The sequence below is a fragment of the Mycobacterium decipiens genome (assembly GCF_963853665.1).
GTDB classification, from domain to species: domain Bacteria; phylum Actinomycetota; class Actinomycetes; order Mycobacteriales; family Mycobacteriaceae; genus Mycobacterium; species Mycobacterium decipiens.
This window is the reverse complement of sequence record NZ_OY970459.1, coordinates 1,921,592-1,946,081: the sequence shown is the minus strand read 5'-3', so window position 1 is coordinate 1,946,081 and position 24,490 is coordinate 1,921,592. Positions and strand designations below refer to the sequence as shown.

Here is a 24,490-nt window from a genome sequence, read left to right as displayed (position 1 = left end):
TGTCCGGGATTGATGGATTGCTTCCGCTTCCAGCAGCGGCCGATTGGGTTCGGCGGCCATCACCTCCAGCAGCCGTTGCAGCCGCCCGATGAGCAAGTCGATGGTTTCCGTGTCGAAAACATCGGTGTCGAACTCGACGCGGAACTCGAGTTGGGGTCCGGGCAGGGCTCGCACGGCAAGGGGGTAGTGGCTGAATTCAAAGCCGGTGATGTGGGTGAGGGTCAACTCGTCGTCGGCGCCCGGGGTGTCCAGGGTGTCCATGGGGTAGTTCTCGTAGACGAAAAGGGTGTCGAACAACCTTTGGTGGCCGGTGAGGCGGTGGATCTCGGCCAGGGCTAGGTGCTGGTGCTCAAGGGTGTTGTGGTGGGCGTGCTGGAGTTGGTCCAACAGGTCGGCGGCGGTGGTCGTGGGTGTGATCCGGGCCCGCACCGGCACCGTGTTGATCAACAGGCCCACCATGGATTGCACGCCGGCCAGCTCCGCCGGGCGCCCCGACACCGAGATGCCAAACGCGACATCGTGGTGGCCGGTTAGCCAGCTCAGTAGCTGCGCCCAGACCGCGTGCAACACGGTGCTGACGGTGACATGACATGAGCGCGCCAAACCACCGATCGCTTCGGTGATCTCAGCGGAGAGCAAGAATCCCTTCGCAGCGCCCTCAACGAGCCCCGACCGATCCGGTGGGCCCACCAGGGTGGGCTGCGTAAAACCGGCGAACACCTCACGCCATGCCGCGCGTGCGGAATCGAGGTCACAGCCGGCAAGCCAGGCGACAAACCTGCGATACGGCACCGGTGCGGCCAACGGCTGTCTGGTGTAAACGGCGAAAATCTCGTGCAGCAGGATCGGCAGCGACCAGCCGTCACACACCAGGTGGTGCATGGTGAGCACAAACCGGTGTCGATGCGCTGCGGTACTTATCAACACAGCCCGAAAGGCACTGCCACCGCCATCGACATCGGCGACCGCGGCGCGTTCGGCGGCGCACACCCGCCCGATCTGCTCCTGGCCCTCAATATCACCGACATCGCCAAGATCGACGTACCGCCAGGCCGGCTCGGGAGCACCCGGGATGATCTGCACCGGCTCATCGAGGTGTCGCCATGCGAACCGGGCCACCAGATTGGGATGACGGTTGACCACGGTATGCACCGCCTGACCCCAGCGGTGCTGATCAACCGGGCCAGCCAAGCCGATGTCGAGCTGCACCACATACACCGCGGTGCGGCCCGGCGGCCCGCTCGCGTGGACAAGCATCTCCCGCTGCGTCGGGGTCAGCGGCAACACATCAGCGAGGCGGTAGCACTGCTCGAGCCGCTCGATCTGCCGCTGGCTAAGCCGGGCAGGCGCAAGATCAGACGGGCTTAACCCACCCCCACCACGGCCCACATGCGCGCACAACCCATCGAGGGCCGCAAACCACAACTGCCCGACCCGGGTGATCTGGTCACGATCAAGTTTGGACGACGCCCAAGTCCAGTGGGCCTGTAGTTGCGGGCCGGCCTGCGCATCGACGGTGACCGCATTGACCTCCACGGTGTGCAGCAACGGCATCAACGAGCCGGCGTTGCTGTCGGGAGACAACGAACCCCACTTTGCGATCCGCCAGCCGTCCTCACCGGCATCAGCCCGCCCCGGTGTACCGAAACGCCCCAGATAGTTGAACCCGATCACCGGGTCAGCCCCGGTCAACTCAACGTCGGCGTTCAAATACCGCAGCAAACCGTACGTCAAACCGTCTGGATGGGCCCGAAGCTGCTCCTTGGCATCCTTGACCACCGCCCCCAACGCGGCAGCACCGACCACCACCTGCGCCCAATCCAACCCGCCCACCCGCAACGCCACCGGGTACTTGGTGGTGAACCACCCCACCGTGTGCGACAAATCAACACCGGCAGCCACCTCCTCGTGGCGGCCATGACCCTCGACGTCAATGCCGATCGGCGTCCCGCTACTGCCGAAAAACTGCGCCCACGCCAACGCGAACGCGATCAAAAGCACATCTTGCACCCCGGCATGAAACGCCGCCGGCACCTCACCTAGCAGTCGGCGAGTCGTCTCCACATCCAACGACACCGACATCGACGACGCCGTGGCAAACGTATCCACCGCCGGCTCCACCGCCGGCAGTGCCGCCGGCACCCCCAGCACCTTCCGCCAAGCAGCCGCCTGCTCCACCACCGCCGGACGACGCGCATATTCGGCCAACACCGACGCCCACCGCCGAAACGACGTCCCTACCGCCGCCGCCACCACCTGCTCGCCGCTACGGTGTTGATCCCAGGCCCTGTTGAGGTCATCCAGCAAGATCCGCCATGACACCCCGTCAACTGCCAAGTGATGAATCGCCAACGCCAACTGGGCGGTGGAACCGACCCACAGCGCGCTCACCATCACCCCAGCGGCCGGATCCAACCGCGACCACGCCCGCGCCAGCGCCTCGTCGGACAACACCCCCACAGCCTGCAAACACCGGCGCGCATCCACACACCCCGGCGGCCCCGCATGCAACGACCAACCCCCCGCGCCGTCATCACCGACCCGGAGCCGCAGCATGGCGTGCCGATCCAACAGCGCCTGCAGCACCACCGCCACACCGGCCTCGCTCACCCCCGCCGGGGCCTGCACCACCATCGTCTGATTGAACTGCCGCACTGGGCCATCCACAGTTTCCAGCCAGCGCACAATCGGGGTCGCCAACACCTGGCCCACACCCGCGTCACCGCCAGCAACCTCGAGGACTTCACCGGCGACAGTGGCGACCCGGGCCACCCCGGCCACGGTCTGCTCGGCGAACACGTCCCGCGGTCGACACAACACGCCAGCCCCACGAGCCCGCGCGACCACCTGAATCGCCAAAATGCTGTCCCCACCCAGATCGAAAAACGAGTCGTCAACCCCCACCCGGTCCAGCCCCAACACCTGGGCATAAATCCCGGCCAAAACCTCCTCAACCACACCACCGGGACCCCGATACCGCTGGCCCCCACCATATTCGGGGACCGGCAACGCCCGAATATCCAACTTCCCATTAACCGTCAACGGCAACACATCCACCGCCACCACCGCCGCCGGCACCATATAAGCCGGCAACCGCTCAGCCACCCGCGCACGCAACACACCCGGATCAACCGCACCGGTCACATACCCCACCAACCGCCTATCCCCGGGCCGATCCTCACGAGCAATCACCACCGCCTGACCCACCCCAGGCAACGCCGCTAACGCCGAAGCCACCTCCCCACACTCAACCCGATACCCCCGAATCTTGACCTGCTCATCGGCACGCCCCACATACACCAACTGCCCATCAGCACCCCAATACACCAAATCCCCCGTGCGATACATCCGCGCACCAGCCCCCCCGAACGGACACGCCACAAACCGCGACCCCGTCAACCCCGCCCGACGCCAATACCCCACACCCACACCCACACCGGCCACATACAACTCCCCCACCACACCGGCCGGCACCCGCCGCAACCACCCATCCAACACAAACAACGCCGCCCCCGACACCGCCGACCCAATCGGCACCACCCCCGAACCGCTTTCCAGCGGGCCCGTCATGGTCGAATCCACCGTCGTCTCGGTCGTGCCGTACTCGTTTATCAGTGTCGCCACGGCGGCGTATCGGTCCACGAGTTCTTTGGTGCAGACCTCGCCGCCCACCAGCAGCGTCATGCCGTGCAATTGATTGGCGGGGAGGGCAGCCAACGCCGTAGGCGTGAACACCGCGTGGGAGATTTTTTGCTGGACCATGAAGTCAGCTAGTTCGGTGCCCGGCAGCGCCTGGTCGTTGTCGGGTATCACCGCGGCTGCTCCGGTCAACAAGGCAAACCACATGTTCCCGACGGAAGCATCGAACATCAACGGAGCGAACTGCAGAATCCGGCTGTTGGGCGAAATGCCCAGACGCTCAACGTGGCTGGTCACTAGGTCGGCGATGCCGTTGTGGGTGACGGCCACCCCCTTCGGGGTTCCGGTGGTGCCCGAGGTGTACAGGATGTAGGCCAAGTCATCGGCCGCCGGCGCCGGCAACCCGCCAGCGGGATAAGAGGTATCGCTTAGCGCATCATCAATATCGATGACCACCACATCACGACCAGCCAGCCGACCCGCCAACCCCGCACTGGCAAGCACCACCACCGGCGCGGCATCCTCGATCAAAAACCCAATCCGGGCCTCGGGATAACCCGGATCGATCGGCACATACGCCGCCCCACTCTTCAACACCCCCAAAATCGCCACCACCGCCCGAGCCGAACGCTCCACCAACAACCCCACCACCACACCCCGACCCACCCCCAAACCAGCCAACAAATGCCCCAACCGATTACTGGCCACATCAACCTCGCGATAACTCCACACCCGACCCCCACACACCAACGCCGCCGCCTCCGGCCTACAAGCCACCTGCTGGCCAAACACCACCGGAACCGACACCCCCACCCCCGACGCATCCAACACCGCCCGATTACCAACCACATCAAGGCGAGCCCCCTCACCCCGCCCCAACACATCCACCGACGACAACATCGCGCCAGGATCGGCCACCATCACCGCCAACACCCGCTCCAACCGGGCGATGAGCGTCTGGATGGTTGCCGCATCGAAAACATCGGTACGAAACTCCACCGCGCCGCTGATCCCGGCGGGCGCACCCGCATCGGTGAAACGTTCCCCCAAAGAAAACGTCAGATCCATACGCGCACTGTGGGTATCCACCGCCAAGGGCTTGACCCGCAAATCACCCAGGGTCAGCTCCGCGGATTCGTTGTTTTGCCAGGCCAACATCACCTGCACCAACGGGTGATGAGTCAACGAACGCACCGGATTAAGCCGCTCCACCACCACCTCAAAAGGCACCTCTTGATGCTCAAAAGCCGCCAAACTCTGCTGACGCACCTGCGCCAACAATTCCGCGAAGGTGCCGCCACCGGCCACCTGCACCCGCACCACCACGGTGTTGACGAAAAACCCCACCAACTCATCCAGCGCCGGCTCACCACGACCAGCAACCGCAACCCCCACCGCCACATCAGAACTACCGCTGATCTTGGCCAACAACACCGCCAGCGCCGCCTGAATCACCATGAAACTGCTCGCGTGATGCTCCCGAGCCACCCGAGCCACCCGCTGCTGCAACTGCGCCGACCACCCCACCCCGATACTGGCGCCGCGATGATCGGCAACCGGGGGATAAGCCCGATCGGTGGGCAACCGAACCCGCTCAGCCATCCCGGCCAAAGCCCGTTCCCAATACGCCAATTGGGCCCCCACCCCACTACCGGGATCGGCCAACTCCCCCAGATTCGCCCGCTGCCACAACGTGTAGTCCACATACTGCACCGCCAAATCAGCCCACCCCGGAGCCCGACCCGCACACCGGGCGGCATAGGCCGCACTCAAATCGGCGGCCAACGGCCGCAGCGACCAACCATCAGCAGCAACATGGTGCACCACAAGCACCAACACATGCTCCTGCTCGGCAACACCAAACAACCGCGCCCGCAGCGGAATCCGGGCCGCCAAATCAAAACAATGACCCACCTCGGCGTTAATGGCCTCACTCAGCCGACGCCGCGACCACCCGCTCGCATCGACAACACCCCAATCCAAACCCACCCGCTCCGCAGGGATGACCACCTGCTCGGCGATCCCATCCACCGCGTTAAACACCGTGCGCAAACTCTCATGACGACCCACCACATCGGCCAACGACGCACCCAACGCCGCCACATCCAACTGCCCACTCAACCCCAACGCCAGCGGGATGTTACAGACCGGCGAAGGCCCCTCCAACTGATCCAAAAACCACAACCGACGCTGGGCAAACGACAACGGAATTACCGCCGGCCGCTCACCACACACCAACGGCGTCCACCGACGCGACCCCACCCCCACCCGCGCCGCCAACCCGCCAACCGTGGGCACCTCAAACAACACCCGCACCGAAAGATCAGCATCCAACGCCCGATTAACCGCGGCGACCACCCGCATCGCCAACAACGAATCCCCACCCAGATCGAAAAACGAGTCGTCAACCCCCACCCGGTCCAGCCCCAACACCTGGGCATAAATCCCGGCCAAAACCTCCTCAACCACACCACCGGGACCCCGATACCGCTGGCCCCCACCATATTCGGGGACCGGCAACGCCCGAATATCCAACTTCCCATTAACCGTCAACGGCAACACATCCACCGCCACCACCGCCGCCGGCACCATATAAGCCGGCAACCGCTCAGCCACCCGCGCACGCAACACACCCGGATCAACCGCACCGGTCACATACCCCACCAACCGCCTATCCCCGGGCCGATCCTCACGAGCAATCACCACCGCCTGACCCACCCCAGGCAACGCCGCTAACGCCGAAGCCACCTCCCCACACTCAACCCGATACCCCCGAATCTTGACCTGCTCATCGGCACGCCCCACATACACCAACTGCCCATCAGCACCCCAATACACCAAATCCCCCGTGCGATACATCCGCGCACCAGCCCCCCCGAACGGACACGCCACAAACCGCGACCCCGTCAACCCCGCCCGACGCCAATACCCCACACCCACACCCACACCGGCCACATACAACTCCCCCACCACACCGGCCGGCACCCGCCGCAACCACCCATCCAACACAAACAACGCCGCCCCCGACACCGCCGACCCAATCGGCACCACCCCCGAACCCGCACACAACGGCGCACTCATCGAGACACACATCGTGGTCTCGGTCGGACCGTAGGCGTTGACCATCACCCGCCCCGGCGCCCACCGATCCACCACCTCAACCGGACACGCCTCACCCACAACCACCAACGTCACCGACTCCAACCCCCGCACCGACAACGCGCCCACCGCCGAAGGCGTCTGAGTCAACACACCAACCCGTTCAGCCACCAACAACTCATGAAAATCCTCCGGGCAACGCGTCACCGACTCGGGCACCACCACCAACCGCCCCCCACGCAACAACGCCCCCCACATCTCCCACACCGAAACATCAAACGCATACGAATGACACTGCGCCACAACCTGCCCCACCGCCGGCACCACACCCGCACCCAACGAACCAAACAACTGAGTGATATTGCGATGAGCAATCCCCACCCCCTTCGGGGTTCCCGTGGTGCCCGAGGTGTACAGGATGTAGGCCAAGTCATCGGCCGCCGGCGCCGGCAACCCGCCAGCGGGATAAGAGGTATCGCTTAGCGCATCATCAATATCGATGACCACCACATCACGACCAGCCAGCCGACCCGCCAACCCCGCACTGGCAAGCACCACCACCGGCGCGGCATCCTCGATCAAAAACCCAATCCGGGCCTCGGGATAACCCGGATCGATCGGCACATACGCCGCCCCACTCTTCAACACCCCCAAAATCGCCACCACCGCCCGAGCCGAACGCTCCACCAACAACCCCACCACCACACCCCGACCCACCCCCAAACCAGCCAACAAATGCCCCAACCGATTACTGGCCACATCAACCTCGCGATAACTCCACACCCGACCCCCACACACCAACGCCGCCGCCTCCGGCCTACAAGCCACCTGCTGGCCAAACACCACCGGAACCGACACCCCCACCCCCGACGCATCCAACACCGCCCGATTACCAACCACATCAAGGCGAGCCCCCTCACCCCGCCCCAACACATCCACCGACGACAACATCGCGCCAGGATCGGCCACCATCACCGCCAACACCCGCTCCAACCGGGCGATGAGCGTCTGGATGGTTGCCGCATCGAAAACATCGGTACGAAACTCCACCGCGCCGCTGATCCCGGCGGGCGCACCCGCATCGGTGAAACGTTCCCCCAAAGAAAACGTCAGATCCATACGCGCACTGTGGGTATCCACCGCCAAGGGCTTGACCCGCAAATCACCCAGGGTCAGCTCCGCGGATTCGTTGTTTTGCCAGGCCAACATCACCTGCACCAACGGGTGATGAGTCAACGAACGCACCGGATTAAGCCGCTCCACCACCACCTCAAAAGGCACCTCTTGATGCTCAAAAGCCGCCAAACTCTGCTGACGCACCTGCGCCAACAATTCCGCGAAGGTGCCGCCACCGGCCACCTGCACCCGCACCACCACGGTGTTGACGAAAAACCCCACCAACTCATCCAGCGCCGGCTCACCACGACCAGCAACCGCAACCCCCACCGCCACATCAGAACTACCGCTGATCTTGGCCAACAACACCGCCAGCGCCGCCTGAATCACCATGAAACTGCTCGCGTGATGCTCCCGAGCCACCCGAGCCACCCGCTGCTGCAACTGCGCCGACCACCCCACCCCGATACTGGCGCCGCGATGATCGGCAACCGGGGGATAAGCCCGATCGGTGGGCAACCGAACCCGCTCAGCCATCCCGGCCAAAGCCCGTTCCCAATACGCCAATTGGGCCCCCACCCCACTACCGGGATCGGCCAACTCCCCCAGATTCGCCCGCTGCCACAACGTGTAGTCCACATACTGCACCGCCAAATCAGCCCACCCCGGAGCCCGACCCGCACACCGGGCGGCATAGGCCGCACTCAAATCGGCGGCCAACGGCCGCAGCGACCAACCATCAGCAGCAACATGGTGCACCACAAGCACCAACACATGCTCCTGCTCGGCAACACCAAACAACCGCGCCCGCAGCGGAATCCGGGCCGCCAAATCAAAACAATGACCCACCTCGGCGTTAATGGCCTCACTCAGCCGACGCCGCGACCACCCGCTCGCATCGACAACACCCCAATCCAAACCCACCCGCTCCGCAGGGATGACCACCTGCTCGGCGATCCCATCCACCGCGTTAAACACCGTGCGCAAACTCTCATGACGACCCACCACATCGGCCAACGACGCACCCAACGCCGCCACATCCAACTGCCCACTCAACCCCAACGCCAGCGGGATGTTATAGACCGGCGAAGGCCCCTCCAACTGATCCAAAAACCACAACCGACGCTGGGCAAACGACAACGGAATTACCGCCGGCCGCTCACCACACACCAACGGCGTCCACCGACGCGACCCCACCCCCACCCGCGCCGCCAACCCGCCAACCGTGGGCACCTCAAACAACACCCGCACCGAAAGATCAGCATCCAACGCCCGATTAACCGCGGCGACCACCCGCATCGCCAACAACGAATCCCCACCCAGATCGAAAAACGAGTCGTCAACCCCCACCCGGTCCAGCCCCAACACCTGGGCATAAATCCCGGCCAAAACCTCCTCAACCACACCACCGGGACCCCGATACCGCTGGCCCCCACCATATTCGGGGACCGGCAACGCCCGAATATCCAACTTCCCATTAACCGTCAACGGCAACACATCCACCGCCACCACCGCCGCCGGCACCATATAAGCCGGCAACCGCTCAGCCACCCGCGCACGCAACACACCCGGATCAACCGCACCGGTCACATACCCCACCAACCGCCTATCCCCGGGCCGATCCTCACGAGCAATCACCACCGCCTGACCCACCCCAGGCAACGCCGCTAACGCCGAAGCCACCTCCCCACACTCAACCCGATACCCCCGAATCTTGACCTGCTCATCGGCACGCCCCACATACACCAACTGCCCATCAGCACCCCAATACACCAAATCCCCCGTGCGATACATCCGCGCACCAGCCCCCCCGAACGGACACGCCACAAACCGCGACCCCGTCAACCCCGCCCGACGCCAATACCCCACACCCACACCCACACCGGCCACATACAACTCCCCCACCACACCGGCCGGCACCCGCCGCAACCACCCATCCAACACAAACAACGCCGCCCCCGACACCGCCGACCCAATCGGCACCACCCCCGAACCCGCACACAACGGCGCACTCATCGACGCGTACCACGTCTCGGTTGGGCCGTAGGCGTTGACCATCACCCGCCCCGGCGCCCACCGATCCACCACCTCAACCGGACACGCCTCACCCACAACCACCAACGTCACCGACTCCAACCCCCGCACCGACAACGCGCCCACCGCCGAAGGCGTCTGAGTCAACACACCAACCCGTTCAGCCACCAACAACTCATGAAAATCCTCCGGGCAACGCGTCACCGACTCGGGCACCACCACCAACCGCCCCCCACGCAACAACGCCCCCCACATCTCCCACACCGAAACATCAAACGCATACGAATGACACTGCGCCACAACCTGCCCCACCGCCGGCACCACACCCGCACCCAACGAACCAAACAACTGAGTGATATTGCGATGAGCAATCCCCACCCCCTTCGGGGTTCCCGTGGTGCCCGAGGTGTACAGGATGTAGGCCAAGTCATCGGCCGCCGGCGCCGGCAACCCGCCAGCGGGATAAGAGGTATCGCTTAGCGCATCATCAATATCGATGACCACCACATCACGACCAGCCAGCCGACCCGCCAACCCCGCACTGGCAAGCACCACCACCGGCGCGGCATCCTCGATCAAAAACCCAATCCGGGCCTCGGGATAACCCGGATCGATCGGCACATACGCCGCCCCACTCTTCAACACCCCCAAAATCGCCACCACCGCCCGAGCCGAACGCTCCACCAACAACCCCACCACCACACCCCGACCCACCCCCAAACCAGCCAACAAATGCCCCAACCGATTACTGGCCACATCAACCTCGCGATAACTCCACACCCGACCCCCACACACCAACGCCGCCGCCTCCGGCCTACAAGCCACCTGCTGGCCAAACACCACCGGAACCGACACCCCCACCCCCGACGCATCCAACACCGCCCGATTACCAACCACATCAAGGCGAGCCCCCTCACCCCGCCCCAACACATCCACCGACGACAACATCGCGCCAGGATCGGCCACCATCACCGCCAACACCCGCTCCAACCGGGCCGCCAAGGCAGAGACGCCAAAATTTGAAAACGGTTGCCCCGCGCCCGCAGTACTCAGAAAGAGCTGACCGTCGGCCCTCATGAAGAACAATCCAAAGTGCTCCACCCGGCCCCAGGCCGTAACTAGCGCTGACGCCGAGGCGCCAGCGAAATCCCGGATAGTTGACGAAGGGACAAAATTGACAACCAGCCTGCCCGTTGCATTGCTGTGACCGTTGCGCTCAAGAACCTGCACGGGAAATCTCTGATGTTGCACTGCTTCTCGTATCCGCACGTCAACATGCACGCAGAAGTCTGTAACCACCGTTGCCGGCAAAGCCCGCAACACCAGCGGCACAACCCCAGAGACCATCCCGGGTATCCCCGAATCCGGACCTACTCGCCGGCTGACCGGGAAATCGAACACCACCAGTGAGCTGTCACCGCTTGTGAACCACCCCCGCACCAAGAGCGCGCACGCCGCCGTGATGATCGACGCCGGCCGCACACCTAATGCTTGAGACAATCCTTGAATTCGATCAATAATCGAAGGGTCCAATGGGACCCGCGCTGAGGCCAAGCCCGAATCATATTCGTCCGCAGGTTGCGCAAACCCATAATCCGGCGCGTCTTCGAATGGAATATTTTCAGTCCAGTAAGTCAGATCCTCACGATAATCGTTGGACGCCTCATATTCTTCCTCACGGCAAATCAAATCACGCAGCGAGCCCAAAAATGCAGGCGACCCATCCATACCAGCGACAAGCGCAGAGTAGACGGCTGCAACTCGATTAGCAATCAGATAGCAGCTGAACCCGTCGGCAACGATATGATGTAGGCATATGAACAAGTAAGATTCGTTCGGCCGCGCCTGAAATGATGCAAATTTGAACAGCGGACCGGCTAATGACATCGGCGTGCGTCGTATCGATGCCGTTAGCCGATAAACTTCCTGCACCGGATCCCGCGAACATCGGACGTCATAGTGCGGAACATCAAAGTTCGGGTGTTCAACCACCCTTTGCGAAACTTCGCCATCTACCTCGAAGAAGGCGGCCCGGACCGATTCGATCTCTCCCACCACGCGACGGATAGCCTGCTCAAGTAGATCAGGAGCTAACGCGCCCTCGATTTTCACCAACACGCCAACCTGCCACTCCAAATCCGAGTGACCTGTTTGCTGCGCAAGCCATATGTCTAATTGTTCCCGCGTCAGCCGAAACGCGTTGTCATTTGCCTTCATCCGAATACACGCATCCGCCCAGATTAGGCCTCAAAATCCTGTGCCTGGGCCAGTTTGTCGCGCAGACTCTTCGGCCGAATGTCGGTCCAGTTCTGTTCGATATACTCCTGGCACGCAGCGCGCGTCGCCTCACCAAAAGCCACCTGCCAGCCCGCCGGAATCTCGGCAAAAGCTGGCCATAAGCTGTGCTGCTCCCCCTCGTTGACCAAGACTAAGAAGGTGCCATTATCATCGTCGAACGGATTGATATTCACGCGTCTCCTAATCATCGAATTCCGGCAGTTCCTGACAGTTTGCAAGCCTCGATCCTGAGGTGGTGGCCGAGTTTGGCTCGCTGGACGACAGCTGCACCGACGAAAGTTGTTGCGCTCTAGCTACTTTCAAAGCCCTGTCGAGCACGGAGAGGCTAGCTCCTCGATCCGCAGTTGGCGAGGAAGCAGCACCATCGTCAAGATTTACCAGCTGCAAGACTTGCTTCCTGCAATATTTACTTTTTAAAACTATCTACTGCGACCATACGCGACCCCAAGCGAAGCCTGCAAACGACAGAACCCGCAGACAGATCTGCCGATCGTCGGCCTGTGCCGCCCCAGGAGCAGGTACCTGGACCCGATGGAGCGGACCTGTGACCAGGCCCCCGAATGGCGAGCGGGCCGCGATTGTCGGCATTCAGTCAGGCGTTGATGCGACCAACGCCGTGGTCCCGCCCCGGTCTCGCCACCCAGCGCTGCCGGTACGCGACGCGCCTAGCGCGTCCGACAGCCGCTAGCCGCGGCCGCCTTTCCCACTACCGCCCCACAAGGCCTTGGGGCAGTACACGTTGGCCGCGATTGCCAGGAACCGAGCAGCGCTGTCCCCGTGCAGCCCCGGGTTGGCATTTTGGACTTCGCTGACGACCTCTACCGCCCCCTTGCCGGCGTCGGCCCATTTGCACACCGCTTTGCCGGCGGCTATTGCGCGGCCCGGGTCCGGATACGTAAGGCCCGCCGCATCGAGTGAGGCGATGAACTCATCGTCCTTGCTATCGGCGTAGGCCGGCGCGGCGGTGCCGATCATGGCGGCCAGACTGATCACCGTCGGGAGCAGGAAGAGTCTCATACCTCCCTGATCGTCCCAGAGCGGCGGTGGGTGTGCATCTTCTGCGGTGAAATCGGAGATGAACATTGAACGACGCTGTGCGCCAACGCAATTACCACCCACTAGGGCGCTACCTTTGCACTTCGTCCGTCAACCTAAGGTTGACACGATCCGATCGTCAACCTAACGTTGACGCCATGGTTCAACCAACCAAGATCGCCTACCCCGTCAGCCTGGACGAGCTCATCAACGCCATCAGACAGGCGCACAGCAACGCATTGGACCAGCTCGCCGACGCGGTATTGGCCGCCGAGTGTCTCGGCGAGGTCGCCGACCATTTGATCGGGCACTTCGTCGATCAAGCGCGCCGCTCGGGAGCCTCCTGGACCGAGATCGGCAAGAGCATGGGCGTCACCAAACAGGCCGCCCAAAAGCGGTTCGTCCCGAAAGCCGAGGCCACCACCCTGGACCCCGATCAGGGCTTCGGGCGTTTCACTCCACGAGCCCGTAATGCCGTAGTCGCAGCCCAAAACGCCGCGCACGAAGCCGCCAACAGCGAGATCACCCCCGACCATCTGGTGCTCGGCATGCTCAGCGATCCGACCGCGCTGGCCACCGGCATGCTGCGTAAGCAGAAGATCGACACCGAGGCCCTGCGTGCTGCCGTAACGCTGCCCCCCGCCGGCCAGGAACCTACCGCGCTGATCCCGTTCAGCGGCCCGGCGCGCAAAGTGCTCGAACTGACCTTCCGTGAAGCACTTCGGCTTGGCCACAACTACATTGGCACCGAGCACCTGCTGCTGGCGCTGCTCGAACTCGAAGACGGGCCGCTCGACGGATCCGGTATAGACAAGGAGCGCCTCGAGACCGATCTGATCACCGCGCTCGAATCACTGACCGGTGACGCCAGCGCCAGCGAGCCCGGCGCCACCTGAGGCGGTCAAACCAACCCTCCCCCTCGCGCCATCGCGTGTGCAATCATGCGAAGGTCCCGAAAACGGGAAAGCCGAGGAGGCAAAACATGCGCCGCTGGCTGATCGTGGTGAGCATTTTCCTCGTGGCCGCCGCGGGTGTCGCCGCGCCGCGCGCGTGGGCCCAAGACGCGCCGATCGGGCGCATCGGTGACACGCTGCGGGTGGATACCGGCAGTTACGTCGCGGACGTCACCGTCACCAGCGTGGTACCGGTGGATCCGCCGCCCGGCTTCGGCTACCTGCGTAGCGGCAACCCGATCAAAAGCCTTCCCGGCAGTTCCGTCGCGCGCGCGGACGTGACGGTCCACGCGGTCCGGGTGCCCAATCCCTTCATCCTGGCCACCAATTTCAGCTTCGACGGGATCACTCCATTCGCCGACGCCTACAAGCCGCGGCCCTGCGACGCGCCCGACTGGCTGGACGCCGCGCTCGGGAATGCCCCACAGGGCTCGATTGTCCGCGGCGGCGTGTATTGGGACGCCTACCGCGATCCGGTCTCAAACGTCATCCTGCTGGACAAGAAGACTGGCCAGCACCTAGCGCAATGGAACCTCTGAACTGTCCATACACATTGATGCGACGGATTCCGTCGACCCCGACGAACTGGCCGCCGTCGCCGCACGCACCTTTCCGCTGGCGTGTCCGCCATCGGTGGCCAGGGAGCACATCTCGGCGTTCATCGACGCCAACCTGTCCGCGGCCCGCTTCGCCGAGTTCCTGACGGATCCGCAGCGTGCGATTCTCACCGCACAGCACGACAGCCGAATAGTCGGTTACGCCATGCTGATTCGCGGCGTTCCCGACAACGTCGAGGTGCAGCGAGCCGTCGAGCTCCGCCCGGCCGCTGAACTGTCCAAGCTCTACGTGCTCGCTGACTTTCACGGCGCTGGCGTGTCGCCGGCGTTGATGGACGCCGCACTGGCCACCGCCGACCGGTGGGCCATCCGCTGCGTGTGGCTAGGAGTCAATCAGGAAAACCAACGTGCACAACGCTTCTACACCAAGAGCGGGTTTAGGATCAACGGCACCCGGACGTTTCAACTGGGCACCCATCGCGAGAACGACTACGTCATGATCCGGGAGGTCTGACACCCGCAGTCAGTGCCAACAGCCGGGAGGTGGCCCGCAGGTACTTCTTTCGATAGCCACCGGCCAGCATCTCCTCGCTGAAAATCGTGTCCAGCTTGGCCCCGGACGCCACCACCGGAATGCCGGCGTCGTACAGGCGATCGGTGAGCGCGACCAGCCGCAACGCGACGTTCTGGTCATCGATGCCGTGCACGCCGGTCAAAAACACCGTGGTCACACCCTCGATCAGGGTCAAATACCGCGACGGATGCATGGTGGCCAGGTGCGCGCAGAGTGCGTCGAAGTCGTCCAGGGTCGCCCCGTCGACACCGTCCGCCCGCGCGGCGACCTCGTCATTTGACAACGGCTGGGGTGCCGGCGGCAGATCCCGGTGCCGGTAGTCCGGTCCCTCGATCCGCACCGTGCTGAAAATCTTTGCCAGCGTGTTGATCTCGCGTAGAAAGTCCTGGGCGGCAAAACGGCCCTCGCCGAGCTGCTCGGGCAATGTGTTGGAGGTGGCAGCCACCGAAACGCCCCGCTCGACCAGGGACGAAAGCAGCCGGGAGATCAGCGTTGTGTTGCCCGGATCGTCCAGCTCGAACTCGTCGATGCATACGGCGGTGTAATCGGCGAGCAGATCGATGCATTCGGCGAAGCCGAACACCCCGGCCAGCTGGGTCAGCTCGCCAAACGTCGCGAACGCCTTGGGCCGCGTCGCAGCGTCGGGTCCGGCTCCGGGCAGCTGGTAGTACGCGGACGCCAGCAGGTGCGTCTTGCCCACACCGAACCCGCCGTCCAGATACAGCCCGACCCCCGGCAGCACCTCCCTTTTGCCGAACAGCTTCTTGCGGCCCGCCCGCCGCTCGACGGCCCTGCGACAGAACTCTTGGCAGGCAACAACGGCGGCAGCCTGCGTCGGCTCCGCCGGGTCAGGTCGATACGTCGTGAATCTGACCTGCGCGAAGGTCGGCGGTGGCCGCAATTGGGAGATCAGCCGCTCCGGGGACACCGTTGGGTGCCGGTCCACCAGGTGGCCCACCCGGCCGGAAGCTTGCCGGACATTCGGGGAGGTGGACCCGTGCATGGTGGCACTCTAGCGGCGTGCTGCAATCAAACTCATGCCCGACTCTGCTGCGCTCGGAGCCGCTGACACGCCGCTGAGGCTGCTCAGGTCGGTGCAGCCGCTCGGCGACGGCGAACTCCCCCGGCTCTACGCCTATCCGGAGGACGGCACCTGGTTGCGGGCGAACTTCATCAGCAGCCTGGACGGCGGCGCCACCGCCGATGGCACCAGCGGAGCGATGGGCGGGCCCGGCGACCGATTCGTTTTCAACCTGCTGCGTGAACTCGCCGACGTCGTCGTGGTCGGCGCGGGCACGGTGCGCAGCGAGGGCTACTCGGGCGTCCACCTCGGTGTCGCCCAGCGCCAGCGGCGGCAGGCCCGGGACCAAAGCGAAGTCCCGCAGCTGGCGATCGTCACCAAGACGGGTCACCTGAACCGGGACATGGCGGTGTTTACCCGCACCGAGGTGCCGCCACTGGTGTTCACCTCCACGGCGGCCGCCACCCAGACACGCCAGCGGCTCGCCGGCCTCGCCGACGTCATCGACTGCCCTGGCGATGATCCCGGCAGTGTCGATGTGGCCGCGCTGCTGGCCGGCCTCGCGGCTCGGGGTCTGCGGCGGATCCTTACCGAAGGCGGGCCGACGTTGCTCGGATCCTTCATCGAGCGTGACGTGCTTGACGAGCTGTGTCTGACGATCGCCCCCTACGTCGTCGGCGGTCTGGCCCGGCGCATTACAACGGGCCCCGCGCAGGTGCTGACCCGGATGCGCTGTGCCCATGTCCTCACCGACGATGCCGGCTACCTGTACACCCGATACGTCAGGACCTAGGCGGCTTGGTCGCCCGCACGCCACCGAGCGCCACTCTGGCGTGACGCTCGCCGATCAGCGCGCAATGGCTACTGTGGTCGGCATGAGTCGGCAAACGACGTCCGCCGTGCTGCTGGTCGCGGTGACCTTCTCGGCGACGGTGCTGGCCGGCTGCGTCCCAGCCTTCGGCGCCGACCCGCGGTTCGCTACCAACTCGGGTGCCCGACCGCAAGGCGCGGCTACCACGACACCACCGCCGGGTGGTCCGCCGCCGGTTGCCGCACCCAAGAACGACTTGTCGTGGCACGGTTGCACGTCGCGGGTGTTCTCGGACGCGGGCGTTCCGGCCGCGCCCGGGATCGAACTGGATTGCGCGAGCTATGACACCGATCTCGACCCGCTGGTCGGAGGGGCCGCGAAGGTGAGTATCGGCGTGGTGCGCGCCCGCTCCAACCAGACCCCGCGCGACGCCGGACCGCTGGTGTTCACCACCGGCTCCGACCTGCCCTCCTCGACGCAGTTGCCGGTCTGGCTGTCACACGCGGGCACCGACGTGCTGCGCAGCCATCCCATCGTCGCCGTCGACCGTCGTGGCATGGGCATGTCGAGCCCGATCGACTGCCGCGATCACTTTGACCGCGAAGAGATGCGCGATCAGGCGCAATTCCAGACCGGTGACGATCCGGTGGCCAATCTTTCCGACATCTCCAACTCCGCCACCACGGACTGCACCGACGCCATTGCTCCGGGCGAGTCCGCCTACGACAACACGCACGCCGCCTCGGACCTCGAGCGGCTGCGCAACCTCTGGGACGTCCCTGCCCTCGCCCTCGTCGGAATTGGTAACGGCGCCCAGGTCGCGCTGGCCTACGCGGCATCGCGTCCCGACAAGGTCGCCAGGCTGATCCTCGACTCCCCGATTGCGGTGGGGGTGTCCGCCGAAGCCGCGGCCGAGCAGCAGGTCAAGGGCCAACAGGCCGCACTTGACGCATTCGCGGCGCAATGCGTCGCGGTGAACTGCGCGCTGGGCTCCGATCCGAAAGGCGCTGTCAGCACGCTCCTGTCGGCCGCCCGGTCCGGTGACGGGCCCGGTGGCGCGTCGGTGGCGTCTGTCGCCAACGCCATCACCACCGCGTTGGGCTTCCCCGACAGCGGCCGGGTCGAGGGCACCACGAAACTGGCCGACGCGCTGGCGGCCGCCCGCTCCGGGGACATCAACCTGCTGTCCAACCTGATCAACCGCGCCGATACCACCCAGGACACAGACGGCCAGTTCGTCAGCTCGTGCAGCGACGCGGTCAACCGCCCGACCCCGGACCGGGTCCGCGAGCTGGTGGTCGCCTGGGGGAAGCTGTATCCGCAGTTCGGCACCGTCGCCGCGCTCAACCTCGTCAAATGCGTGCATTGGCCGAGCAGTTCACCGCCGCAACCGCCGAAGGATCTCAAGGTCGACGTTTTGCTGCTGGGCGTGCAGAACGACCCGATCGTGGGCTCGGAAGGCGTCGCCGCGACGGCGGCCACCATCATCAACGCAAATGCCGCCAGCAAGCGGGTGATGTGGCAGGGCATCGGCCACGGCGCCAGCGTCTACTCGTCGTGCGCGGTGCCACCGCTGGTCGGCTATCTGGACAGCGGCAAGCTGCCCGGCACCGACACCTACTGTCCCGCCTGACACTTCGGCAGCTGGCGCCCCGGTGTACGGTGCGCTGGTGACGGCAGCAGACTCGACCCCAACCGGCCTGCGCGATCAGATCCAGGCCGCATTCCGTCCCCGCACCAGCGCACCGAGCACGGCCAGCATCTTGCGGTCGGTGTTGTGGCCCGCGGCGATCCTTTCCGTGCTGCACCGCAGCATCGTGCTGACCACCAACGGAAACATCACCGACGACTTCAAACCCGTGTATCGCGCGGTGATGAACTTCCGGCGCGGCTGGGACATCTACAACGAGCACTTCGATTACGTCGACCCGCACTATCTGTACCCACCGGGCGGCACGCTGCTCATGGCGCCGTTCGGATACCTGCCGTTCGCCCCGTCGCGCTACCTGTTCATCCTGATCAACACCGTGGCCATTGTCGTCGCCGCCTACCTGTTGCTGCGGTTGTTCAACTACACGTGGGCATCGGTTGCCGCTCCAGCACTCCTGCTGGCCATGTTCTGCACCGAGACCGTGACCAACACCCTGGTGTTCACCAACATCAATGGCTGCATCCTGCTGCTGGAGGTTTTGTTCTTGCGGTGGCTGCTGGATGGGAAGGTCGGTCACCAGTGGTGGGCCGGGCTGGCGATCGGGCTGACGCTGGTGCTCAAACCCCTGCTGGGTCCGCTGCTGTTGCTGCCGCTGCTGAACCGCCAGTGGCGGGCGCTGGTGACCGCCATCGCGGTTCCTATCGTCGTGAACCTGGCCGCACTGCCGCTGGTCAGCGACCCGATGAGCTTCTTCACCCGGACGCTGCCCTACATCCTGGGCACCCGGGACTACTTCAACAGCTCGATTCAGGGCAACGGCGTCTACTTCGGCCTACCCACCTGGCTGATCCTGTTCCTGCGGCTGCTGTTCACCGTGATCGCGATCGGCGGCATGTGGTTGCTGTATCGCTACTACCGCACCCGCGACCCCCTGTTCTGGTTCACCACCTCGTCAGGTGTGCTGCTGCTGTGGTCGTGGCTGGTGATGTCGCTGGCCCAGGGCTACTACTCGATGATGCTGTTCCCGTTCCTGATGACGGTCGTGCTGCCCAACTCTGTGCTCCGCAATTGGCCGGCGTGGCTGGGCATCTACGGCTTCCTCACGCTGGATCGCTGGCTGCTCTTCAACTGGATGAGGTGGGGTCGCGCCCTGGAGTACCTGAAGATCACCTACGGTTGGTCGTTGCTGTTGATCGTGACGTTCACCGTGCTCTACTTCCGCTACCTGGACGCCAAGGCGGAAAACCGGCTGGACAGCGGCATCGATCCGACGTGGCTGACGGCTAAGCGCGAACCGGCTAGCGTAGATGCATGACCCATCCGAAGCTCGAACTCACCGACGACGAGTGGCGTAAGAAGCTCACCCCGCAGGAGTTCGACGTGCTGCGCCGCGCCGGAACCGAGCGGCCATTCACCGGTGAGTACACCGACACCAAATCCCAGGGTGTCTACCAGTGCCGGGCCTGTGGCGCCGAGTTATTCTGCAGCACAGAGAAATTCGAATCGCATTGCGGCTGGCCGTCGTTCTTCGACCCGACGAACGCCGACGCTGTCATCCTACGTCCCGACCACTCGCTGGGCCAGATCCGCACCGAGGTGCTGTGCGCGAACTGTCACAGCCACCTGGGCCATGTGTTCGCCGGTGAGGGTTATCCCACACCAACGGACTTGCGCTATTGCATCAACTCGATCTCGTTGCGCCTGGTCCCGACGAACGAAGCGCCGAGCCTGTAGTTAGCGCGGTCTCCACTCGCACTCTTGCGCGCTAACTACAGTTTCGCGTCGGGTCAGTCCACCCGCGTTGCGTGCACTTCCCAAAACGGGACGTGCGCTATGCCATCGACCAGCCACGGTTCGATGATCCGGATGCGTTCCAGCAGTGGCTTAACCTCATCGGCCATATCGGGATAGCGCGCGGCTATCGTCTCGAAGGTCTCCACGCTGACGTTGGTCTGATAGGTGGTCGGCCCCAAATAGGTGATCTCCCAACCGCCGCCCGGCAGCACCTGTCGGAAGTCATCCTCGGACAACGACCGCAGCGCACTCAAACCGTTCACGTTGTGCGCGCCGAATTCGTACATGTACAGGCGTGCACCCGGCTTGGTGGCCCGGTGCAATGCCCGCACGTAGGACCGCTGCAGCTCCGGGTCGGTGCTGAAGGTGTGGTAGAAGGCGCAGTCGACGACGGTGTCGAACCGGGCGTCCAGTCCCTGAAGCTTCGTGGCGTCGGCCACCCGGAAGTCCACCGATACCCCCGCCTGCCGCGCGTGTTCCCGCGCCCGCTCGATGGCGGCGGCCGACCCGTCGATGCCGGTGGCCGAGTAGCCCTTGGACGCGTAGTAGATCGCGTGGTGACCCGGGCCGGTGCCCGGGTCGAGCACCTTGCCTTTGATCGCACCCAACGCGACCAGCTGCTTTACCACCGGCTGCGGGCCGCCAATGTCCCAGGGCGTGGCCGCTGGCAACCCGTGCAACGTCCGGTCGTCGCGGTACATCTCCTCGAAGCGGGTGGGATCGGTCGGGTCGGGCTGGGTCATGCGACTCCCGTTCTAATCGTTCAGGGCAGCGAGGTCACCAGCTGCTCAACCGCCACCCGCGGTCCGGTGAAAAACGGCGTCTCCGCGCGGGTATGCCGCCGCGCGTCGGTGGCACGCAGGTCACGCATCAGGTCGACGATGCGGTCCAACTCCGGGGCCTCAAAAGCCAGGATCCATTCGTAATCACCTAGCGCGAACGCCGGCACCGTGTTGGCCCGGACGTCCTTGTATCCGCGCGCGGCCATACCGTGCTCGGCGAGCATGCGGCGACGTTCCTCATCAGGCAGCAGGTACCACTCGTAGGACCGCACAAACGGATACACGCAGATATAGGCGCCGGGTTCCTCGCCGGCCAGAAACGCCGGGATGTGACTCTTGTTGAACTCGGCCGGCCGATGCAGTCCCACACCACTCCACACCGGCGTGCAAGCCCGTCCCAGGGTGGTGGTGCGCCGGAAATCGGCGTAGGTAGCTTGCAATGCTTCGACGCGTTCGGCATGGGTCCAGATCATGAAATCGGCGTCTGCCCGCAAACCCGTCACGTCGTAGAGGCCGCGCACCACCACGCCGCGTTCCTCCTGCTGCTTGAAGAACCGGGACGCATCATCTACCGCCGAGTCGCGCTGTTCGCCGAGCTCACCCGGCCGCACCGAGAAGACCGAAAACATCAGGTAGCGAACCGTGGCGTTCAAAGCGTCGTAATCGAGGCGGGCCATGGCTCCTATCGTGCCACTTGCGCGTCTACCGCCTCGAGGACGCCGGCGACCGCCCGACCTGCCGCGGCGATGCAAGCCGGAACGCCGATTCCGTCAAGGTAGCTGCCCGCCACGGCGAGAGTCGGTGGCAGGCCGGCCCGCAGCTCGGCCACCAGCTCCGCGTGGCCGGGCCCATACTGCGGCATCGCGTCCATCCACCGTCGCACGCGGACATCGAGCACATCGACGGCAACACCGAACACCGTGGCCAGGTCGTCCACCGCCCAGGCCAGCAGCTCCTCGTCGGACGCGCGGCCGGCCAAGTCGTCCCCGAACCGCCCGAAAGACAGCCGCAGCAGCGCAACGTCGCCGGCAGTGCCCCACTTGCGAGACGACAAGGTGACCGCCTTGGCGTGTACCGGCTCGCCGGTCGCCACGAGCACACCGGAACACTCCGGAAGCGCGGTATTGCCGGGCACCGCGAGCGCCATCACCACCGACGACGCGCTCGTTATCCGGCTGGCGGCGGCGAAGCTTCGTGGGGCCAGGCCGTCAATCAGGCGCGCCAGCCGCGGTGCCGGTACGGCCAGGATGACCGCGTCGGCGTGCCAACGAGCCCCGGTTTCGTCGTACAGCTCCCATCCGTGACCGATCTTCTCGATAGCCGCGCGCACCCACCGCGGCCGACTGCGCCGGACCAGCTCGTCCAGCAGCACCTGGTAGCCGCCCTGCAACGCGCCGAATACCGGACCGCCGTCAGCCGGTGGCAATCCCTGCCGGACCGCGTCGGTCAAGCTGCCCGCGCCGCGGTCGAGAGCCGCGGTCACGCTCGGGGCGGCCGCGCGCAGCCCGATCGTCGCGGCCGCGCCCGCGTACACCCCGCCCAGCAGCGGGTCCACCGAGCGGGCCACAACCTGCTCGCCGAACCGGTCGGCCACCAACTCGGCCGCCGCGGGATCGCTGCCCGCCTGCCAGCGCAGCGGTCGGGTTGGTTCCGCCTCCATGCGCGCGATCGTGGCGCCGTCTACCAACCCGGCCAGCGACGTCGCCGAGGACGGGATGCCGGCCACCGTGTCCGACGGCAACGGGTGCAGCCGCTGCTGGCTGTAGATCAGCGGCCGGGCGCCGGTGGTGCTGCGCTGCCGCCCCGACAGGCCCAGCTCGGCCAGCAGTGCCGGCACCTCGGGCCGGCGCAGCACGAACGCCTCGGCGCCCAGATCCATCGGTTGTCCGCCGACCGGTTCGGTGCGCAATACCCCACCAAGCCGGTCGGCCGGGTCGAACACCGTGATGGTCGCATCGTCACCGACGGCCACCCGTAGCCGATACGCCGCGGTCAATCCCGAGATTCCGCCGCCCACAACACAATACGAGCCGGCCGGGGTCATAGCGAATGGACCAGCGACACCAACTCGGCCAGCACCCCGGGATCGGTCTCCGGCAGCACCCCATGGCCGAGGTTGAAGACGTGCCCGGCGGCGCCGGCGTCCACGGCGCGACGTCCGTCGTCGACAACGGCCCGTGCGCCACGTTCCACCGCCGGCCAGCCCGCCAGCAGCACCACCGGATCGAGGTTGCCCTGCAGCGCGGTGCCGGCCTCGACGCGGGCGGCGGCGTCGGTCAGTGTGGTCCGCCAATCCACCCCGACGACGCTGGCCTGACCACCCAAGCGCACCGCCTCCGACATGGCGCCCAGCAACTCGGCGGTCCCGACCCCGAAGTGCGTCATCGGCACGGCATGTTCGCTCAACGCGCCGAATACCCGGGCGCTGTGCGGTAACACGTACTGACGGTAGTCGGCCAGCGACAGCGTCCCGGCCCACGAGTCGAATACCTGAATGGCGTCCACCCCGGCACCGATTTGGCCGTGCAGAAACGCGATGGTGAGGTCGGTCAGCTTCGTCATCAGCGCATGCCAGCTCGCCGGCTCGGCCAGCATCATTGCCTTGGTGCGGGCGTGGTGCCGGCTCGGTCCGCCCTCCACCAGGTAGGAGGCCAACGTGAACGGCGCTCCCGCGAACCCGATCAGCGGCACCTCTCCCAGCGCCGCGACCAACAGTGAAACCGCCTGCAGCACAGGCTGAATCGCCCGCTGATCAAGGGGTTTCAGAGCAGCGATATCGGCTGCGGTGCGCACCGGGTCGGCGATCACCGGCCCGACGTCGGCGACGATGTCCAAATCCACGCCTGCGGCGCGCAGCGGCACAACGATGTCGGAGAACAGGATCGCCGCGTCGACGTCGTAACGGCGTGTCGGCTGCAGGGTGAACTCGCACGCCAGGTCCGGCTCGAAACAGGCGGCCAGCATGCTGTGCCGTTCGCGCAGCGCCCGATATTCGGGCAGCGAGCGGCCCGCCTGCCGCATGAACCACACCGGCACCCGGTTCGGTTTGCGGCCGGCGACCGCGGCCAGGTAGGGCGATTGCGGAAGCTCGCGACGGATACTCATCGAACTCAATGCTGCCACGGC

At 65.0% G+C, this 24,490-nt stretch carries 14 protein-coding genes and 1 pseudogene; 7 read left to right on the top strand and 8 right to left on the bottom strand.

The annotated features are described in order from the left end of the window. Positions 1-15 precede the first annotated feature (15 nt). The 3 genes and pseudogenes from AADZ55_RS08875 to AADZ55_RS08865 form a co-directional block, all read right to left on the bottom strand. Positions 16-12,105 (bottom strand): annotated as a pseudogene (locus AADZ55_RS08875) (amino acid adenylation domain-containing protein); the annotation flags it as partial. A 23-nt stretch (positions 12,106-12,128) separates the two neighbouring features. After that, complete coding sequence (locus AADZ55_RS08870) at positions 12,129-12,359, bottom strand: MbtH family protein (RefSeq protein WP_085327298.1); 231 nt, start codon at positions 12,357-12,359, stop codon at positions 12,129-12,131. A gap of 511 nt (positions 12,360-12,870) precedes the next feature. Then, a complete protein-coding gene (locus tag AADZ55_RS08865) occupies positions 12,871-13,269 on the bottom strand; it encodes a DUF732 domain-containing protein (RefSeq protein WP_085327273.1) in 399 nt (132 codons plus the stop codon). A gap of 110 nt (positions 13,270-13,379) precedes the next feature. Here AADZ55_RS08865 and AADZ55_RS08860 point away from each other — a divergent pair, with 110 nt between their 5' ends. The 3 genes from AADZ55_RS08860 (at position 13,380) to AADZ55_RS08850 (ending at position 15,245) form a co-directional block, all read left to right on the top strand. Next, positions 13,380-14,117: a Clp protease N-terminal domain-containing protein gene (locus AADZ55_RS08860; protein ID WP_085327274.1), complete on the top strand. Its 738-nt coding sequence runs from the start codon at positions 13,380-13,382 to the stop codon at positions 14,115-14,117. A gap of 86 nt (positions 14,118-14,203) precedes the next feature. Beyond that, on the top strand, positions 14,204-14,713 hold the full coding sequence (locus tag AADZ55_RS08855; protein ID WP_085327275.1) for a hypothetical protein: 510 nt from the start codon (positions 14,204-14,206) through the stop codon (positions 14,711-14,713). 1 nt (position 14,714) lies between these two features. Beyond that, a complete protein-coding gene (locus AADZ55_RS08850) occupies positions 14,715-15,245 on the top strand; it encodes a GNAT family N-acetyltransferase (protein ID WP_085327276.1) in 531 nt (176 codons plus the stop codon). On the opposite strand, the gene zapE is transcribed toward AADZ55_RS08850, so the two are convergent. Beyond that, a complete protein-coding gene (zapE, locus tag AADZ55_RS08845; RefSeq protein ID WP_085327277.1) occupies positions 15,226-16,308 on the bottom strand; it encodes a cell division protein ZapE in 1,083 nt (360 codons plus the stop codon). The two genes, AADZ55_RS08850 and zapE, sit on opposite strands and share 20 nt — an antisense overlap. Before the next feature lie 34 nt (positions 16,309-16,342). On the opposite strand from zapE, the gene AADZ55_RS08840 reads away from it, so the two are divergent. From AADZ55_RS08840 to msrB, 4 genes are all read left to right on the top strand, one after another. After that, positions 16,343-17,119, top strand: coding sequence for a pyrimidine reductase family protein (locus tag AADZ55_RS08840; RefSeq protein ID WP_085327278.1), 777 nt, complete (start codon positions 16,343-16,345; stop codon positions 17,117-17,119). 64 nt (positions 17,120-17,183) lie between these two features. Beyond that, the gene (locus AADZ55_RS08835; RefSeq protein ID WP_085327299.1) at positions 17,184-18,770 is read left to right on the top strand and encodes an alpha/beta fold hydrolase; all 1,587 of its coding nucleotides are present in this window, start codon (positions 17,184-17,186) and stop codon (positions 18,768-18,770) included. A 22-nt stretch (positions 18,771-18,792) separates the two neighbouring features. Further along, positions 18,793-20,103, top strand: a complete 1,311-nt coding sequence (gene aftC, locus AADZ55_RS08830) for an arabinofuranan 3-O-arabinosyltransferase (protein ID WP_085327279.1) — start codon at positions 18,793-18,795, stop codon at positions 20,101-20,103. Continuing rightward, the gene (msrB, locus tag AADZ55_RS08825; RefSeq protein ID WP_085327280.1) at positions 20,100-20,522 is read left to right on the top strand and encodes a peptide-methionine (R)-S-oxide reductase MsrB; all 423 of its coding nucleotides are present in this window, start codon (positions 20,100-20,102) and stop codon (positions 20,520-20,522) included. The genes aftC and msrB overlap by 4 nt, the downstream gene beginning before the upstream one ends. A gap of 53 nt (positions 20,523-20,575) precedes the next feature. Here the strand turns inward: msrB and AADZ55_RS08820 are convergent, their stop codons facing one another. The 4 genes from AADZ55_RS08820 to hemE are packed head-to-tail and all read right to left on the bottom strand — an operon-like array spanning position 20,576 to position 24,469. Next, positions 20,576-21,325 (bottom strand): class I SAM-dependent methyltransferase, encoded by a 750-nt coding sequence (locus AADZ55_RS08820; protein WP_085327281.1) that lies wholly within the window; start codon positions 21,323-21,325, stop codon positions 20,576-20,578. Positions 21,326-21,345: 20 nt separating this feature from the next. Continuing rightward, positions 21,346-22,041 carry a hydrogen peroxide-dependent heme synthase gene (gene hemQ / locus AADZ55_RS08815; protein WP_085327282.1) on the bottom strand — a complete coding sequence of 232 codons (696 nt, stop codon included), beginning with the start codon at positions 22,039-22,041 and terminating at the stop codon, positions 21,346-21,348. Positions 22,042-22,046: 5 nt separating this feature from the next. Then, positions 22,047-23,408 carry a protoporphyrinogen oxidase gene (locus tag AADZ55_RS08810; protein WP_085327283.1) on the bottom strand — a complete coding sequence of 454 codons (1,362 nt, stop codon included), beginning with the start codon at positions 23,406-23,408 and terminating at the stop codon, positions 22,047-22,049. Next, complete coding sequence (gene hemE / locus AADZ55_RS08805) at positions 23,405-24,469, bottom strand: uroporphyrinogen decarboxylase (protein ID WP_085327284.1); 1,065 nt, start codon at positions 24,467-24,469, stop codon at positions 23,405-23,407. Before hemE ends, AADZ55_RS08810 begins: the two co-directional genes overlap by 4 nt. Positions 24,470-24,490: the final 21 nt, after the last annotated feature.